This window comes from Sphingobium soli (assembly GCF_020782245.1).
Lineage (GTDB): Bacteria > Pseudomonadota > Alphaproteobacteria > Sphingomonadales > Sphingomonadaceae > Sphingobium > Sphingobium soli.
The window spans coordinates 1-16,499 of the sequence record NZ_JAJGNP010000009.1 but is presented as its reverse complement, the minus strand read 5'-3'; the positions used below and the strand labels follow the sequence as shown (position 1 = coordinate 16,499).

Genomic DNA, 16,499 nt, shown 5'->3' with positions numbered 1-16,499 from the left:
CTTGGACGACCTGCGATAAGCTGAAGGCGCGCCATCGATGCATGGCGCCGAGGCGTGAGAACCTCGTGCGAGATGAAATGGATCCGCCATCGTGCGGCCGGGTGGCCGACGCGCATGTCCAAGCCGTTCGCGGCCAAAGGCGTTGGCGCATGTGCTCGTGTGGATTTTCACACATGGGCGCTGCTCAAGGGCGTAGCGATATCGACCCTGCTCGGCGTGGGTGCGAACCTGACGTTCACCGGCGAAAGCGACCTTGTCCAGGCGATCCGGGAGTCGACGCAGCAGAACGTGTCGCGCGCCGGCGACCAGATCACATCCCGCAATTTGGCTATCCAGCCGACGATCACGATCCGGCCTGGCGCGCCGGTGCGGCTGATCGTGCACCGTGATCTCATACTCGCGCCGTGGCGCAATTAGGAGGAACACATGCCGGAACTCAAGCTCCCCAAGCTGCCGGACAGGACGGCGATCAAGCTGTCCATCGCCGTCACGCCAGACTTGCATCAAATGCTCCAGGACTATGCCGCGCTCTATGCAGAATCCTATGGGCGCGAAGAGCCGATTGCAGAACTCATTCCAGCAATGCTGGCCGCATTCCTCGAAAGCGACCGGGCCTTCCTGCGCTCGCGGCGTGTCCCGGTGCGATGATGATTGCCTACGCTTCCCGCACCGGGACACGCCGCAATCTGGATGCCCTGCATGTCGCCGGATGGCGGCTGATGGCATCGACACCCGGTGTCCATCGCACCAAGGAATACCGCTATGCGCCCGACAACGGCGAGTGGACCTCGTTCCAGCGTAGCGAACCCTTGCATGCAGCCGCGTTCGAGAGGCTGGCTAGCAGGAGGGGGTACGCCATGACGCTCAGTCGCCTGCGATCACGGCCATGACGAGATCACCGACCATCGAAGAGCGCAGGCAGGCGAGGCAGGAAGCCCTTGCCGCTTTGGAGACATTGCCGGCCGAGCCGATCAGCGTGCGGGTCTCCACGGCGGTGAAGCTCACAGGCATCCCCCGATCGACGCTTTACGAGTTAATCAAGTCCGGCGAGATCGAGACCGTCAAGATCGGCAGATCGACATTCATCCCCTATCGCTGCCTGAGGCGGCTGGTTGAAGGCTGAAACAGCAAATTGTCGAGGATGTACGCACGGCAACGCAAAAAATGTTCCTGATCGGGAATGATTGCGGCGGCAGAAGATCGATAGGAGGGCCATATTCCCGATCGGGAACATGGATAGTCGTTCTCTCGATAAGGTGCGTGAGACGTTTGAGCCATGATATTCGTCTTCAATCGGGCTGTGAAACAAAGGCGGGCAAATCGTCGTCTTCATGCGGACGCATCAACGCCCGGACGGCCGGGACCATCGCTTGCGGCACCAGCATCATCTCCAGTCCGAGCGCACGGGAGACATTCATGAGCGTCGTGGCGCGCGCAGCAGCAATGCCCGTTTCGATATCGCGATAGCGTGGACGGGATATGCCAGCCAGATCGGCCACCTGCTCTTGCGTCAATCCCGCGGCCAGCCTCGCCTGCCGCAGGAGGTCGCCAAGTTCGCGCAGGGTTTCAGATATAGCGCCCATGATGATCCCTATACAATTCAAAATGAAATCACATGAAACGTCTACATATCTTTCTTCGGCCAGCACGTCAAATTGAGTGATCCCTTTTCATATCATATCGACTAATGTGATACGTAAACGCGTCATCGCTGAAGGCATGGTCGTTTCGGGAGCGGAGAGAGATGCAGGCCGTTGTGGGTTTCGGCGGGGCCATAGGTCGAGAGCGTCCGTCACCTTCCTGCCATCATTCACCAAGGTTCAAGAAATACCGCGTGCGCTTCAGTTCACCCTGCTTGCGCAAAGCTCCCAACCCGACCAGTTCCGCGAGATCGCGCGTGGCTGTCGCTGGAGCAGCATCGGTGATGGTCCGGTAGTTTGCAGCGCTCAGGCCGCCCTCGAAGCCATCCGGTCCTTCGGCGAACATGCGGAGCATGGCCTTTTCCTGCCGTGGATTGAGGTGGTCGCGCAGGCGATCGAGCAGCTTCGTCTTGGCGAGGAGGAAATAAACGCGATCCAGCGTGCGCTGTTGGGCCGCAAGCGCGATCTCGGAAAACCAGTCGAGCCATTCGTCGATGCGGTTCGACAAGCTCGCCCGTTGAAGCTGGGTGTAATAATCCTTGCGATGGCGCTGGATGGTTTCCGCAAGGGCGGTGATCGCGGGTGCATCAAGCCCCTGCGCCAAGGCCTTCTCCGCAATCGCCCGGCCAAGGCGCCCGTTGCCATCTTCGAAGGGATGGATGGATTCGAACCACAAATGAGCAACCCCCGCCCGCGCGAGAACGCTCACGGGTGAGCGTCCATCCGGCCTGCTGTCGTTGAACCATCCGATGAAAGCCTTCATCTCGGCCGGCACCGCTTGAGATGGCGGCGCATCGAAATGCACCTTGGGCGCGTGCAGGGCTCCGGAGACGATCTGCATGGGATCGGCGTGCGTTCGATATCGGCCGATGTCGGCAAGATCTCGCCTGCCGTTCATCAGCAAGGCATGCCAGTGGAATAGCATGGCGTCGCTGACCGGCTCGCGATAGCTGTGGAAGAGGTTCGCCATGAGTTCCGCAGCGCCCGCCTCGGCGGCGTTGGCGCGGCGGTGGTCGGTCTTGATCCCCAGATGCTTCGCGACGGATGACTGCACGCTCGCGCGATCGAGAATCTCTCCCTCGATTGCGGAGCTGTCGACGGCTTCCTGTGCGATGAGTTCGATAGAAAGATTCTGGCGATCGTCGGCATCGAGATGGGCCATGACGCCGACCAGCATGCCCGCACCTTTCAGAAACCGATCCTCACGGCTTCTCAGATATGTCGCATCGTAGGCAAAGTTCGGCCAATCGGATTGCTGCCAGTTCCAACGCATGATCGATAGCACACCTTTCTATCGATCAAATTAGAGCATTATTTGATTTATAAAAGATGTTTCTATCGCTCAGGACGAGCGCCTGACTGTGTGCGCTGGCCAAGTGTTGTTCGCCGTAAAGGGAGCGACGAATCGGCAATGCAAACCGGCGATTTCGAGCCTTTGGGACTCGAACCTCCCAGATAAAAAGTCCCAGGGTATCGGTTATGGTATCGGTCGGCATGGTCTGATATAATTCACTGAATTATAAAGATAAATATGATGTTTGCGAGTCCTCTTCTGCTTGAAATCCGACGACGTCCAGCGGCGTCCGGGCGTGTCCGGCCAGCGAGAGACCGCGATAGCTTCGCACTCAATTTTTAGGGAGAAACCTTGCGCCGCATTATCGAAGCCAGCCATTCAAGTTGATCACTTGGTGTGGCTTACCCGCGCCTGCTGAAAGGCGGGACTTGAGACTTCGCGGTCGTTCAAGTGAGACAGACTGAACGGCAGCGCTTGTCAGAGACTGCCGTTCAGCGCTTGGCGAGAAGCTTCCATGGGCGAGCGCCGAGCGGCACCGTTAGACGGTGCGGATGGTCCCGCCATCGATCACAAACTCGGCGCCGTGGATCGCTGCAGCACGGTCTGCGGCGAGATAGGCGATAAGGTCGGCCACCTCTTCGGGCTGGGCTCCTCGTCCAATCGAGATCCCGCCCAACGCATCGAGCACGGACTGGTGCGCGTCCTCGATCGTTCCGCCATTGGCAGTCCGAAGCATTTCAAGAAAGTCTCCGGTGGCCTCCGTCATGATCCAGCCAGGCGAGACGGCGTTGACACGGACACCCTTGGGACCGATCTCTTTCGAGATCGACTTGCTGTAGGTCCTCAGCGCAGCCTTGGCAGCGGCGTAGCCCGTCGTGGACTCGGGAAGCGGCAGAACGGACTGGATCGAAGTAACGTGAACAACGGCGCCTGTGCCACGATCCAGCATCTGCGGGATCAATAGACGATCAAGCCGGACTGTCGCCAACAGGTTGAGGTTCAGCTCGGCAAGCCAGTGGTCATCCGTCAGCGCGGCGAAGCCACCCGCAGGCGAAGCCGAGCCGCCGACGACATGGGCGAGAATGTCGATGCCGCCAAACTGCTCGATTGCAGTCCTGGCGACCGTTTCGCCGCCCTCCCGCGTGGTCAAGTCCGCCTCGACATATTCGACGCCCTCGACAGTGTCCTTGATCGTCCGGGCGGCAGTGATGACGTGGGCTCCGCCGGCCAGAAAGCGCTCGACCGTTGCGCGCCCCAAACCCTTGGTGCCACCGCTGACGAGCACGCGCTTGCCAGCGAATTCGGTGGGATCTGCTTTGATGCTCATACCGTAACCTCCAAGGTTTTGATCGCGCCGTTTGCCAGTGTGAAGCGATAGGTGAAGCGGAGCGGGCTGCCCGGGAAGTTACCATAGGCTGGACCTTCGACCACGACGTTGTTGTCTTCCTCCCGGACAGTGTCGGGCACGAAGATTGCCTTCACCGGAACCACTTCTTCTTCGAGCAGCTCACGGATTGCTGCATGCCCTTCGAAATGCTTGCCGTTGTCGATGAAGACGGCGTCTTGAAGGAACGGCTTCAACATGCCGTCAACATCGAGACCGGCATTTGCCTCGACATAATCGGCGATCGGTTTCGGTAGATCGATTGGCATTTTTATCTCCTTGCTGCTCAGGAGACCTATTTAGCGATAGACATCTCTTTTGATAATCGAGACAAATCGGCATGGAGTGTCACGGAGATCGGGATTATGAGTCGCCATTCGCTGATCGAGCTCGAGGCGGTTCTCGCGATAGTTCGATGCGGCTCGTTTCGAGCAGCAGCGCTTGACCTTGGTATGTCGACCACCGCCATTAGCAACGCGGTGGGCAAGCTCGAACGGGACCTGGCCGTACGATTATTCAATCGCACTACGCGCAGCGTGGCGCTCACTCATGCGGGGCGGATCTTTGTCGCGCAGATCAAACCAGCGTTCGAAGGCATCCAGAAAGCGATGGATACGGCGCGGTCGCAACAGGAGACGCCGTCCGGCACTTTGCGCATCAACTCTTTCGCAACGGCCGCGCGCGAGATCATGGTGCCGCTGGTCCTGAACTATATGCAGCGCTACCCGCAGGTTCATATCGACTTAGTCACCGAGGGGCGGCTGGTCGATGTCGTGGCGGCGGGATTTGATCTGGGTGTGCGACGCTCGGATCTGGTTCCCAGCGACGCGATCGCCATACCGCTGGGTCAGATGCAACGTATCGCGGTCGTCGCGTCTCCCGGCTTTTTTAAAGACAGAGCTATTCCCCAGGTGCCGCAGGAATTGCTTGCTTACCCCTGCATTCGCGGGCGGCTTCCCAATGGCGCTTTGCTTCGATGGCGGTTCGAGAAGGACGGCGAATCACTTCAGCTCGACGTCGAGGGGCCGATGACGCTCGACGAGGCCTCTCTGGCGCGCATCGCCGTCACTAATGGCGTCGGCATCGGCTATCTCATGGAACCCGATGTCCGTGACGAGATCGCTGCGGGTCGGCTTGTGCGCATTCTTGAAGACTGGACGCCGCCGCTTGCGCCCTTGTGCCTCTACTATTCCAACCGGCGCAATTCGTCCGCAGCTTTCCAAGCCTTTATTGCGCTCGCGCGCGACTTTGCTGCCGGACGGCTCACGTAGTCAGAAGCCGGTACCAGCACGTCAGCCACGCTGCAGGAATGGCATCACGCAACCCAGCGACAATCAAACTGAGATCGGCTTTGCGATGACGGACAAAACCATCCCTGCCTTGCTTAAAGACATTCTCGGACCGCAGGCGCTTACCATCATCGCCGATGCGGGAGCGTCAGTATCGTCGCGGTTCGATCACGCTGGTTTTCTCAGCGCTGCCTCAGATGGACTCGACACGCTGTCGATCATGGAGCGTGTGCGCCATATCGCCGACGCCCTCTACGTCGTACTGCCTCGCCAGTATATGGACGCACTTGAGATCATCCGTGCTATGGTGCCAAGCCTCACCCATGGCTTCCAGGCGGTCGCCGTCACCGAGTTCGTGGCACGATATGGCCTTGACGATTTCGACAGATCGATGGACGCGCTTGCTGACCTGACTCGCTTCGGATCCGCCGAGTTCGCCATTCGTCCGTTTCTGCTTAAGGATACTGAACGTACGCTCGCCGTGATGAAGCGCTGGACCGGCAGCGCCGACGAACATGTCCGCAGGCTCGCAAGCGAAGGTAGCAGGCCAAGGTTACCATGGGCATCGCGCATCCCGGCGCTAAGGGACGACCCAACGCTCGCTGCGCAGATCCTCGAAGCGCTCAAGACCGATCCCAGTGCCTATGTTCGCAAGTCTGTCGCCAATCATCTCAACGATATCGCCAAGGATCGTCCGGACTGGCTGCTGGATCGCTTATCCGAATGGCCGATCAATGACCCGCATACGGCCTGGATCATTCGTCATGCGTTGCGAACCTTGATCAAGAAGGGCGAACCTCGCGCTCTTGCTCTCATCGGCGTCGGGCACGGAGCCTCTGTGACCGTACGCCGCTTTTCGATTGAGCCGCACGTAGTTTGGCTAGGCGAAACAATCGTGATCGATGCCGAACTGGCCTCCATCTCGCCATACGATCAACGTCTGGTCGTCGATTATCGCATCCATTATGCGCGTGCCGGCGGAAAGGCTGCGGCCAAAGTCTTCAAGCTCAGGACATTTAACCTCCCTGCCGGACAAACCGCCAAGCTTGGAATTCGCCAGGCTATTCGTGATTTCAGCACGCGTCGCCATTATCCCGGCCGCCATAAGGTCGAACTCATCGTCAACGGTCTGACGATGGCGAACACTGCTTTTGAAATCGCCAAAGATGCTTCTGACTGAGGAACCAGCGACGCTGCTGCCGCCGTTCGCCCGACGGTTTGTGAGCGGCGTTTTCTGCTCGATAGCCGCCGAGAAAGCGGACCTTCCGCACATGGGGAGTGAAAATTAGCTGCTGAGAGTCCGGCAAGGGTCGGCCTTGGTACCCCCATGTCCGGTCCTCACAATCGGCTCGGAATTTGCCTTGAACGCTCAGTCAGCTAAGGTCTGGATGTGAAAAATTCTCCCAACACCGTACCTGCTGCAATCACACCTGACCTGATGCATTTCTGTCGCAGAATTGCTGACGCGGTTCCCGTGTTTGTAACGTCCGTCCCCTTCAGAAGTAGCGGTGCGTCATTCTGCTTCGGCAATGTCGAACGGAAAATTGCCAAATCTGGCGGCGATATCGCCTATGGATGGGCGATTTGGCACATCTCAGACCTTTACTATGAAGCTGAGCATCACGCCGTTTGGCGGAACAAAGCTGGCAATCTGATCGACGTCAGCCCTCAATTAGGCGGACGTAGGCGCCTCCTTTTCCTGCCTGACGAAAGCGCTGTCTATGATCCGTGGAAGCCAAGAAGCAACATCATGTTTCCCGCCGATGACACCCCTCTTGCTATCGAGATGGCGAGATTAGGCAGGGCTCGACAGGAGCTTTTCGCGCGGTGTCGGATACCAGGCAGCGCTGAACTCCGCCTCTACGAGCAGGATCAATTGGAGCTCGCAGACATCAATCAAAGGATCGCAAGAGTGATGACCGCAGCCGGCGTTGTCAGCCAGTAGAGAGCCGCCGCTTTCGGCCCTGCTGGAGAACGGCGCATTTTAGTCGCGAGCCGCCGGAATAGCGGACGGTCGGCACCTGAGGATCAAAAATTAGCCGGCGAGCGTCCGGCATGGGTCGATCCTGCAAACGCCCGGCCAGAATTATTTTACGCGTCGAAAGGGCATGTTCAAAGTAACCGCGAAAGTTGGCGTCAACAAGCGTCACACCAGCCAATAGCGTATTCCCAGCGACACGAGCAGCAGCGCCGCAACGCTTGCTGCCCATATCCCCACGAACCAGCCCAGCCGGACCATCCGCCCGCGCATCAGTGATATCCCTCACTTCCGACCTTGCCCCGAAACACCCAATAGGCCCATGCGGTATAAGCGAGGATCACCGGTACGAGAATGCCACCGCCGATCAGCATGAACAGTTGACTGCGATAGGGCGCGGCGGCTTCCCAGATGGTTACGCGCGCCGGGATGACATATGGCCAGATCGATATGCCCAGCCCCAGCAGGCACAGGCCGAACAACGCCAGCGCCCAGAGGAAGGGCTGCGCATCCCGTTGCCGAGACAGGCTGCGATAGAAAAGGGCGGTGACGATCACCGTCGCCAGTGGCACCTGCGCCGTGGCAAGCACGCCGGGCCAGGAGAGCCAACGGCTCTGGTAGCTGGCTTCCAGCGTCAGCGTGGCCAGGCTGACAGCGCCGATCAGGATGAGCAGCGCGATGCCCAACCTTCCGGCATAGGTCACCACCTGCCGCTGCAACCCGCCTTCCGTCTTCCAGTTGAGCCAGCACGCCCCCAGCAGCGAATAGCCGACCATCAGCGCCACCCCGGTCAACAGCGAGAAAGGCGAGAGCCATTCCCACCAGCCCCCGGAATAGGCGCGGCCCTGCACACTGATCCCTTGCAACAATGCACCCAGCGCCACGCCTTGCGCAAAGGTCGCTACTGCCGATCCGCCCGTGAAAGCATGGTCCCAAATCGCGCGATGTGCCGGGTCGCGCCAGCGAAACTCGAACGCGACGCCGCGCAGGACGAGGCCGAGCAGCATCGCGATCAGCGGGGCGTAGAGCGCGGGCAGGATGATGGCATAGGCGAGCGGGAAGGCCGCCAGCAGACCCCCTCCACCCAGCACCAGCCAGGTTTCATTGCCGTCCCATACCGGCGCGATGCTGTTCATCGCGGTGTCGCGGTCCTTGCCCACCTTGAACAGTGGAAACAGGATGCCGATGCCCAGGTCGAACCCGTCCATCACGACATAAGCGACAATCGCAAAGCCGATGATCCCGGCCCAGATGACAGTCAGGTCTATCATCCTTCGCCTCCTTCGATGGCAGGTGCCGGGGTTATGCCAGCGGTGCGGATCGGCGCGCCGTCCAGCGTGCTTTCATGCGCTTCGGGCGGCTTCTTCATCAGGTACAGCAGATACCAGATACCCATGCCGAACACGCTGAAATAGACCAGCACGAAGGCCAGCAGCGATGCCGCAACCGCAGGTGCGTCGAGTGGCGATGCGCTGTTGGCGGTGCGCAGCAGGCCGTAGATGGTAAAGGGCTGCCGCCCGACCTCGGTCACCACCCATCCGGCCAGAACGGCGATAAATCCCGCTGGCCCCATCACCAAGGCGGCCCGGTGCAGCCATGTCCAGTCATGCAGCTTGCGACGAGCGCGGGCAACCAGGCTCCACAGGCCCAGGCCCAGCATCGCAAACCCAATCCCCACCATCACCCGGAACGCCCAGAACACGATGCCGACCGGCGGCTTGTCACCGTCGGGCACTCTATCCAGCCCCTTCATCGGTGCGTTGAGATCATGTTTGAGGATCAGCGACGACGCCTTGGGAATGGAGATGGCGTAATCGACCCGCTTGTTGGCGCTGTCAGGGATGCCGAACAGGATAAGCGGCGCGCCGTCGGGGTGGCTGTCATAATGGCCTTCCATGGCCATTACCTTGACCGGCTGATGCTCCAGCGTGTTGAGGCCGTGCATGTCGCCTGCAAATATCTGGATCGGCGCGACGATTGCCGCCATCCACATCGCCATGGAGAACATGGTGCGTGCGCCCGGATTGGTCCGGTCCTTGAGCAGGTGCCATGCCCCCACCCCGCCCACCGCAAAGGCGGTCGTCAGATAGGCGGCCAGCACAGTGTGGACCAGCCGATAGGGGAAGCTGGGGTTGAAGATAATCGCGATCCAGCTGGGACCGGGCAGGAACTGGCCGTTCGCACCCATCTCATAGCCGGTCGGGGTCTGCATCCAGCTGTTGACCGAGAGTATCCAGAAGGCGGAAATGAAGGTGCCAACCGCCACCGCGCAGGTCGCGGTGAAGTGCAGCTTCCGCCCGACCTTGTTTATGCCGAACAGCATGACGCCCAGAAAGCCGGCCTCCAGGAAGAAGGCGGTCAGCACTTCATAAGCCATGAGCGGGCCGATGACCGGCCCGGCCTTGTCGGAAAAGACCGACCAGTTGGTGCCGAACTGGTACGACATGACGATGCCCGACACGACCCCCATGGCGAACACGACCGCGAAGATCTTGAGCCAGTAGCGGAAGAGATTGGCATAGACGCCCTTGCCGGTCGCCAGCCACAATCCTTCCAGGATCATCAGGTAGCTGGCAAGGCCGATGGAAAAAGCCGGAAACAGGAAGTGGAAACTGACGGTGAAGGCGAATTGCGCGCGGGCCAGAAGCAGGGCGTCAAGCGAGTCGAACATGGGACATGTCCTTTCGCCCACCATGTAGCAGGCGGGCAGAGGGATAGGGATAGGTCAGATTGTCATGCCGGGCAGGAAGGCAGCGGCGCTGCGCCAGAGCATGTAGAGCGCGACGATGAAGATCAGCCCGGCAAAAACCGTGGTCAGCCGGCCGGTATTCCCGCCCAGCGCCTCGGCCAGCCGGGTGCCGCCGATGCTGCCCGCAACACCGCCGACAACGAACATGGCTGCCAACGGCCAGTCGATCAGCCCTGAAAAGGCATAATTGGCCGCCGTCGTCAGGCCAAAAGCAGTGACCGCGACCAGGGAGGTGCCGACCGCCATCAGCATCGGCATCCCCGTCGATGCCACCAGTCCGGGTACGATCAGAAAGCCGCCACCAATACCGAAAAAGCCGGAAAATAGCCCGGACCCCAAGCCATAGGCGACGACCTTGGGCGCTTTTTCCCGATTGCACTCCGCCCCCGGATTGCCCGGATTACCGCGCCCCTTCAACATCAGCACGCCGACCAGCAGCATTACCAAAGCAAACAGCGCCAGCAACTTGTCGCCATCGACCATCTTGCCAAATGTCGATCCCGCCAGCGCGCCGACGATCCCCGCCGCCGCATAGATGCCGCCGCACCGCCATTTGACATGATGGGCGCGGGCATGGCTCGCTAGGCCAGCCGCCGCGTTCGCCGCCACCGCCAACGCGCTGGTGCCGATCGCGACATGGGCATTGGGCACGCCGACCAGATATACCATCAGCGGCACAGCGAGGATAGAGCCGCCGCCGCCGACCAGCCCCAGTACGAAGCCAACCAGCCCGCCCGACAGGCCACCCAGCAGATATTGTGCGGTGGTCATCATGGCCGCGCGCCGATCATCTGCGGCTTGACCATCCACTCGCGCCCCTTGAGCATCCCGTGCCAGTAGACAGGCGGCAGGATTGTGTCCTTGAGCAGCCAGGACAGGCGCGATGGCCGGGTGCCGTCGATCAGCCAATTGGGGAAACTGGGCATCAGCTTGCCGCCATAGCCAAATTCAGCCAGCACGATCTTGCCTGCTTCTACCGTCAGCGGGCAACTGCCATAGCCATCATAGATCGCGACTGGCGGTTGGCCGTCTAGCGCCGCCAGTGCGTTGACCGCTACCACCGGTGCCTGCTTGCGCGCGGCTGCCATCGTCTTGGCATTGGAGGTCGAACAGGCGTCGCCCAGCGCGAAAATGCCGGGATAGAGCGGATGGCAGAGCGTGGCTTCGTCCACCTCGACAAAGCCCGATGCGTTGGCCAGCGGGCTGGTGCGGATGAAGTCGGGCGCGACCTGCGGCGGCACGACATGGATCATGTCGAACCGCTCGGCCACGCGCTTCACTGCATCGCCGTCCGCCTGCTCGAAGATTGCAGTTTTGCAAGCACCGTCTATTTCGACCAGCTTCGACCCGAAGTTCAGGCTGATGCCGTAGCGATCGACATAGTCCATCAATGCCGGGACATAAGCCGAGACGCCGAATAATACGGCTCCGGCGGTATGAAACTGCACGTCACTGTCCGCCAGCACGCCCGACTTCTCCCAACGGTGGCAGGACAGATACATCGCCTTTTGCGGTGCGCCCGCGCATTTGATCGGCATGGGCGGCTGGGTGAACAAGGCGCGGCCGCCCCTGAACTGCTTGACGAGCCGGTTGGTATAGGGGGCCAGATCATAGCGATAGTTGGACGTCACGCCATCATGCCCCAATGCGTCGGACAGGCCAGGGATGGCGTTCCAGTCCAGTGCGATGCCGGGACAGACGACCAGCACGCCATAGCCGATCCTTCGGTCGTCATCGAGCATCACCATCTTCTCGTCGGGCAGGAAGGCGCTTGCCGACGCCTTGATCCATTCCGCGCCACGCGGGATCAGTCCGGCCTCGCCCCGCCGGGTAAAGCTGCTGTCGAACACGCCTGCGCCAACCATGGTCCAGCCGGGCTGGTAATAATGCGCATCACTGGGTTCGATAATCGCGAGGCGGATATCACGCCGCCGCTTGAGGATGCTGGCTGCGGTGGCGATACCGGCGCTGCCACCGCCAACGATCAGCACATCATAATGGCTTGCGTCCTTGGGGCGTAGTAGACCTGCCATCTCCGCCAGCCTTTCCGCCCTGGCACCCGACCGGCAATAGGCCAGCGCCGGACCCGGCAGACTGTCGAGCGCGCCCCGCATTGCCGCTGCATCGGCATCGGTTAGCGACCCCGCCACCGCCGGGACATAGGCAAAGCCAAGTCCTGCGGCACGCGCCACTGCGCCAATCTCGGCAGCCGTCGGCTGCTCCGCGCCTTCGCCATCGGGCCTATTGCAAAGGATCGCACGAAAACCTGCCGCCACGGCTTGCGCGACGTCGGCTGGCATAAGCTGCGCGGTGACACTCAGCGTCGGGGTCAGTTGCTTGATGTCCATGGGGAACCTCCTGGGTCCGGCGCCAGGCCGATTATGATATGGTGAAGCGATGAAGCGCCATGCCGACCAGCATGGCGAGCACGAACGGGGCTACAGCCGCCGGGGCGAGCGACAGGCTGGCAATGGCGGGGCCAGGGCACAGCCCGCCAATGCCCCAGCCGATACCGAACAGGATTGCGCCCAGCGCTAGCTTGCCGTCGATCCCGTCCGTGTTAGGGAGGGTAAAAGCCCTGTCGGCGAATGGGCGATCGATCCGCTTCTGAACCATCCAAGCCAGCGACATCGGTATCATCGCCCCGCCTATGACGAAGGCGAGCGTGGGGTCCCATGCCCCGACCAGATCGAGGAACGCGCGCACCCGCATCGGATCCGCCATGCCGGAAATCGCCAGTCCCGCGCCGAACAGCACGCCTGACAACAGCGCCAATATGATCCGCATCAGATTGCGCCTGCCAGACGCATCAGCGCCACGGTCGCAAAACCGCTACCCATGAACAGGGCCGTGGCGACGATCGAGCGGCGTGACAGGCGCGACAGGCCGCACACGCCATGGCCGCTGGTGCAACCCGACCCAAGCCGCGTGCCGAAGCCGACGACCAGCCCCGCGACAATCAGCAGGCCCGGCGCAGGGAAGCTCGCAGGCACTCCGTCCCACAGCCAGGCGACCAAGAGAGCACCAAGCGGCAAGCCGATGATGAAAGCCGCCGCCACGCTGCGCGGCGCACCGCTATCCGCCAGTCCGGTAGCGCGCGCCGTCAGCCCGCTGACCCCGGCGATCCGCCCCAGCCCTAGCAACATGATCGCAGCGGCCAGACCAATCATCAGCCCGCCAATTAGCCCCGCAATCGGCTGCGCGTCTGGAAAGCCGGGGATCATAGCTGGTTCACCGGGATCTTGAGGTAGGTGACGCCATTGTCGTCGGTTGGCGGCATATGGCCCGCGCGCATATTCACCTGCACCGACGGCAGGATCAGGCGCGGCATCGCCAGCGTGGCATCGCGCGTTTCGCGCATAGCGACGAAATCATCCTCGCTCACCCCGTCATGCGCATGGATATTGGCGCGACGCTGCTCGGCAACGGTGGTTTCCCACACATAATGGTCGCGCCCTTCGGGTAGATAGTCGTGACACAGAAACAATCGGGTTTCGGGCGGCAATTCCAGCAGGCGGCGCAGGGAGCGGAACAGGGTGCGCGCGTCGCCGCCAGGAAAGTCGGCGCGGGCGGTGCCATAATCGGGCATGAACATGGTGTCCCCCACGAACACTGCGTCACCGATGACATAAGCAACACAGGCCGGGGTGTGACCCGGCACATGCAGTACCGTGACAGCCAGATTACCGATCATGAACTGGTCGCCATCGACCCAGAGATGATCGAAGTCCGACCCGTCGCGCTGAAAATCAGCACCTGCGTTGAACAGCGAACCGAATGTTTCCTGCACTTCGCGGATATGCGCGCCGATCGCGATCTTTCCGCCCAGCTTCTGCTGGAGGTAGGGCGCAGCCGAGAGATGATCGGCATGGGCGTGGGTTTCCAGATGCCAGTCGACGGTCAGCCCCTGCTCTTCCACATAGGCGATGACCGGATCGGCCGCCTGATGCCCGGTTCGTCCGGCCGCGGGATCATAGGTCAGGACGCTGTCGATCACGGCGGCGCGGCGGGTTTCGCCGTCATGGACCACATAGGTCACGGTGAAGGTCGGCACGTCGAAGAACGCCTTGACCACCGGTACGCCGCTTTGGGCGACACTGACCTGGACACAGGCATTGGCAAGTGCAGGGTCGGACATGCGACTCTCCTTTGATTTCATATTTACACTAATGATGTATTTATATAAAATGCAATCGTCAAGGGCTTGCTACATTCCTCTGACGATTGCAGGAAAGCGCCATGAACGACGTCACGCCCGCCCGCCCGATCCCGCTTCGTATTGGCTCCCTCGCGCCCGATTTTCGCGCGCGTTCGACCATGGGTGATTTTCAGCTGTCGGCGCTGCGGGGCCAGTGGGTGATTTTCTTTTCCCATCCGGCTGACTTCACACCGGTATGCAGCAGCGAATTTGCAGCCCTTGCGCGGCGGCAGGCGGATTTCGATGCGCTCGACTGCCGGTTGGTGGGCCTTTCGGTGGACAGTCTCTATGCCCACATCGCCTGGGTTCGAGCGTTGCGTGACCTGTTCGACGTCAAGATCAGCTTCCCGATCATCGAAGATCCCAGCATGGCCGTGGGCCGTGCCTATGGCATGATCGATGAAGATGCAGCGGACAGCATGACGATGCGGTCGACCTTCTTCATTGATCCGCAGGGGGTGATCCGCGCAACCACAGCATATCCCCACAATGTCGGTCGATCAGTGGACGAGATGCTACGACTGTTGCACGCGTTGCAGCTCGTCGATGGCGGGAGCAGCCTGACGCCCGAAGGCTGGGTGCCGGGTCAACCCGCATTGTTGCCTGCTGCCGAAAACGCCGACGCAGCACCCGACTGGTTCTGTCGGCTGGAGGCCCGGCCATGAGCGCTCTTTACGAGGATCGCGACGCGGCGGCGGCGGCAGCCGAAAAGATCAAGATCTTCGCCCAGTCCCAGCGCCTGATGATCCTGTCCTGCCTGTTGCGAGGCGAACGCAATGTGGGCGAAATCGCCGATGTCACTGGCATCGGCCAGCCCGCACTGAGCCAGCAATTGGCCGAATTGCGCCGCGCGGATCTCGTCCAGACGCGCAAGGAAGCCAAACAGGTCCGGTACAGACTGGCTGACGAAAATGTGGCACTGTGCGTGCGCAATATAGAGGCGATCTTTGGCAGCGAGGGCAACCTTGAATTGCCACCAGTAGCAAGGCCGACTTTACAGTCGCCGCCAGCCGGCGGCGTGGCAGGTTTTGCCCGCGTCCTTTGACTGCAGAATTTCAGCCTTTCAACGCTGAGATCATAAAATGGACTGAGCCTGTTGAGCAGCGCATTGCTACTTCAACCCGATGGCGAATTTGAGCTCGGCTGGTTCGATTTAAGTTTCGCGCGTTCTGTCTTTGGCCATTGTGGCCAAAGGAGAAGTGTCATGGGATTATCGGAATTTGATCCCGCCGCTCGCGAACGAATCTTTTGGAATGCAGGCCGCAAAGTTGGCGCAAGGCGCGCACTGAAACCTCGACAGATTTGGGCAGTCCGTTTCTTCCTGGATCAGCATCGTAGGGTTCGCGATAGGGCGCTTTTTGATCTGGCTATCGACAGCAAGTTGCGGGGTTGTGATCTGGTAAAGATCAGGATCAGCGATATCGTATGTGATCGGAAGATCCGCACACGGGCAACCGTGGTCCAACAAAAGACCGGGCGGCCGGTTCAATTTGAACTCATGGATGACGCACGCGCCAGCCTTTTAAAATGGCTCGAATTGCGCGGCGGCTCACTGGACGAGTATGTCTTTCCCAGCCGGGCCAACCATGCTGCCCATGTAAGCACAAGACAATATGCTCGCTTGGTCGATGAGTGGATCACCGGAATTGGTTTGCCCGCCGAGGATTACGGAACTCATTCGCTGAGACGTACAAAGGCTTCGATCATTTATAAGGCGACCGGAAATCTTCGGGCTGTCCAGATACTGCTCGGGCACACGAAGATTGAAAGCACGGTCCGATATCTCGGAGTTGATGTGGAAGATGCCTTAACATTGGCAGAGGGGACTGAAATCTGATGTCGTCTGGCTCCTTGCAACTGCAGGGAGCCAGAACCGGCTCGCGGAAGCTAGGTCGTGTCCCGCGGGGTGGTGTAGGAACCGTCGATCTACGGCAGGATCGGGTTCAGGTCAGGCCGCCAGTGCTGGC

The 16,499-nt window shown here is 60.6% G+C and carries 21 protein-coding genes and 1 pseudogene; 10 read left to right on the top strand and 12 right to left on the bottom strand.

The window, feature by feature from the left end; translation table 11 throughout:
* Nucleotides 1–144: 144 nt before the first annotated feature.
* The 4 genes and pseudogenes from LL253_RS11885 to LL253_RS11870 all read left to right on the top strand — a co-directional run.
* Nucleotides 145–417, top strand: a pseudogene (locus LL253_RS11885) (TrbI/VirB10 family protein); the annotation flags it as partial.
* 9 nt (nt 418–426) lie between these two features.
* Nucleotides 427–648, top strand: a complete 222-nt coding sequence (locus LL253_RS11880) for a DUF2274 domain-containing protein (RefSeq protein WP_148625352.1) — start codon at nt 427–429, stop codon at nt 646–648.
* Nucleotides 645–890: a hypothetical protein gene (locus LL253_RS11875; protein WP_228227309.1), complete on the top strand. Its 246-nt coding sequence runs from the start codon at nt 645–647 to the stop codon at nt 888–890. Before LL253_RS11880 ends, LL253_RS11875 begins: the two co-directional genes overlap by 4 nt.
* The gene (locus tag LL253_RS11870; protein WP_228227308.1) at nt 887–1,123 is read left to right on the top strand and encodes a helix-turn-helix domain-containing protein; all 237 of its coding nucleotides are present in this window, start codon (nt 887–889) and stop codon (nt 1,121–1,123) included. Before LL253_RS11875 ends, LL253_RS11870 begins: the two co-directional genes overlap by 4 nt.
* A gap of 166 nt (nt 1,124–1,289) precedes the next feature.
* Here LL253_RS11870 and LL253_RS11865 read toward each other — a convergent pair whose 3' ends face one another.
* From LL253_RS11865 to LL253_RS11850, 4 genes are all read right to left on the bottom strand, one after another.
* On the bottom strand, nt 1,290–1,649 hold the full coding sequence (locus LL253_RS11865) for a helix-turn-helix domain-containing protein (RefSeq protein ID WP_228227307.1): 360 nt from the start codon (nt 1,647–1,649) through the stop codon (nt 1,290–1,292).
* A 157-nt stretch (nt 1,650–1,806) separates the two neighbouring features.
* Nucleotides 1,807–2,913 (bottom strand): Fic family protein, encoded by a 1,107-nt coding sequence (locus LL253_RS11860; RefSeq protein ID WP_228227306.1) that lies wholly within the window; start codon nt 2,911–2,913, stop codon nt 1,807–1,809.
* A gap of 559 nt (nt 2,914–3,472) precedes the next feature.
* Nucleotides 3,473–4,261 (bottom strand): SDR family oxidoreductase, encoded by a 789-nt coding sequence (locus LL253_RS11855; protein WP_228227305.1) that lies wholly within the window; start codon nt 4,259–4,261, stop codon nt 3,473–3,475.
* Nucleotides 4,258–4,587 (bottom strand): nuclear transport factor 2 family protein, encoded by a 330-nt coding sequence (locus LL253_RS11850; protein ID WP_228227304.1) that lies wholly within the window; start codon nt 4,585–4,587, stop codon nt 4,258–4,260. Before LL253_RS11850 ends, LL253_RS11855 begins: the two co-directional genes overlap by 4 nt.
* Nucleotides 4,588–4,683: 96 nt before the next feature.
* On the opposite strand from LL253_RS11850, the gene LL253_RS11845 reads away from it, so the two are divergent.
* The 3 genes from LL253_RS11845 to LL253_RS11835 all read left to right on the top strand — a co-directional run bounded on the left by LL253_RS11845 (nt 4,684) and on the right by LL253_RS11835 (nt 7,552).
* Nucleotides 4,684–5,589: a LysR family transcriptional regulator gene (locus tag LL253_RS11845; protein WP_228227303.1), complete on the top strand. Its 906-nt coding sequence runs from the start codon at nt 4,684–4,686 to the stop codon at nt 5,587–5,589.
* Between the two features lie 85 nt (nt 5,590–5,674).
* Nucleotides 5,675–6,787: a DNA alkylation repair protein gene (locus LL253_RS11840; RefSeq protein ID WP_228227302.1), complete on the top strand. Its 1,113-nt coding sequence runs from the start codon at nt 5,675–5,677 to the stop codon at nt 6,785–6,787.
* Nucleotides 6,788–6,997: 210 nt separating this feature from the next.
* A complete protein-coding gene (locus LL253_RS11835; protein WP_228227301.1) occupies nt 6,998–7,552 on the top strand; it encodes a hypothetical protein in 555 nt (184 codons plus the stop codon).
* A gap of 201 nt (nt 7,553–7,753) precedes the next feature.
* On the opposite strand, the gene LL253_RS11830 is transcribed toward LL253_RS11835, so the two are convergent.
* From LL253_RS11830 to LL253_RS11795, 8 genes are read right to left on the bottom strand one after another with little or no spacing between them, the layout of a single operon-like run.
* Nucleotides 7,754–7,858, bottom strand: a complete 105-nt coding sequence (locus LL253_RS11830) for a DUF2474 family protein (RefSeq protein ID WP_228227300.1) — start codon at nt 7,856–7,858, stop codon at nt 7,754–7,756.
* Entirely contained in the window at nt 7,858–8,856 is a 999-nt protein-coding gene (gene cydB, locus LL253_RS11825) for a cytochrome d ubiquinol oxidase subunit II (protein ID WP_228227299.1), read from the bottom strand. Before cydB ends, LL253_RS11830 begins: the two co-directional genes overlap by 1 nt.
* A complete protein-coding gene (locus tag LL253_RS11820; RefSeq protein ID WP_228227298.1) occupies nt 8,853–10,256 on the bottom strand; it encodes a cytochrome ubiquinol oxidase subunit I in 1,404 nt (467 codons plus the stop codon). Before LL253_RS11820 ends, cydB begins: the two co-directional genes overlap by 4 nt.
* 54 nt (nt 10,257–10,310) lie before the next feature.
* Nucleotides 10,311–11,108, bottom strand: coding sequence for a sulfite exporter TauE/SafE family protein (locus LL253_RS11815; protein WP_228227297.1), 798 nt, complete (start codon nt 11,106–11,108; stop codon nt 10,311–10,313).
* Entirely contained in the window at nt 11,105–12,682 is a 1,578-nt protein-coding gene (locus tag LL253_RS11810; RefSeq protein ID WP_228227296.1) for a bifunctional protein tyrosine phosphatase family protein/NAD(P)/FAD-dependent oxidoreductase, read from the bottom strand. The genes LL253_RS11815 and LL253_RS11810 overlap by 4 nt, the downstream gene beginning before the upstream one ends.
* 31 nt (nt 12,683–12,713) lie before the next feature.
* Nucleotides 12,714–13,121, bottom strand: a complete 408-nt coding sequence (locus tag LL253_RS11805) for a DUF6691 family protein (protein ID WP_228227295.1) — start codon at nt 13,119–13,121, stop codon at nt 12,714–12,716.
* Complete coding sequence (locus LL253_RS11800; protein WP_228227294.1) at nt 13,121–13,558, bottom strand: YeeE/YedE family protein; 438 nt, start codon at nt 13,556–13,558, stop codon at nt 13,121–13,123. Before LL253_RS11800 ends, LL253_RS11805 begins: the two co-directional genes overlap by 1 nt.
* On the bottom strand, nt 13,555–14,472 hold the full coding sequence (locus LL253_RS11795; protein WP_228227293.1) for an MBL fold metallo-hydrolase: 918 nt from the start codon (nt 14,470–14,472) through the stop codon (nt 13,555–13,557). The genes LL253_RS11800 and LL253_RS11795 overlap by 4 nt, the downstream gene beginning before the upstream one ends.
* A gap of 101 nt (nt 14,473–14,573) precedes the next feature.
* On the opposite strand from LL253_RS11795, the gene LL253_RS11790 reads away from it, so the two are divergent.
* The 3 genes from LL253_RS11790 to LL253_RS11780 all read left to right on the top strand — a co-directional run bounded on the left by LL253_RS11790 (nt 14,574) and on the right by LL253_RS11780 (nt 16,369).
* Nucleotides 14,574–15,197: a peroxiredoxin gene (locus LL253_RS11790; protein WP_228227292.1), complete on the top strand. Its 624-nt coding sequence runs from the start codon at nt 14,574–14,576 to the stop codon at nt 15,195–15,197.
* Nucleotides 15,194–15,577, top strand: coding sequence for an ArsR/SmtB family transcription factor (locus LL253_RS11785; protein WP_228227291.1), 384 nt, complete (start codon nt 15,194–15,196; stop codon nt 15,575–15,577). The genes LL253_RS11790 and LL253_RS11785 overlap by 4 nt, the downstream gene beginning before the upstream one ends.
* A 159-nt stretch (nt 15,578–15,736) precedes the next feature.
* Nucleotides 15,737–16,369, top strand: coding sequence for a tyrosine-type recombinase/integrase (locus LL253_RS11780; protein ID WP_228227389.1), 633 nt, complete (start codon nt 15,737–15,739; stop codon nt 16,367–16,369).
* Nucleotides 16,370–16,499 lie beyond the last annotated feature (130 nt).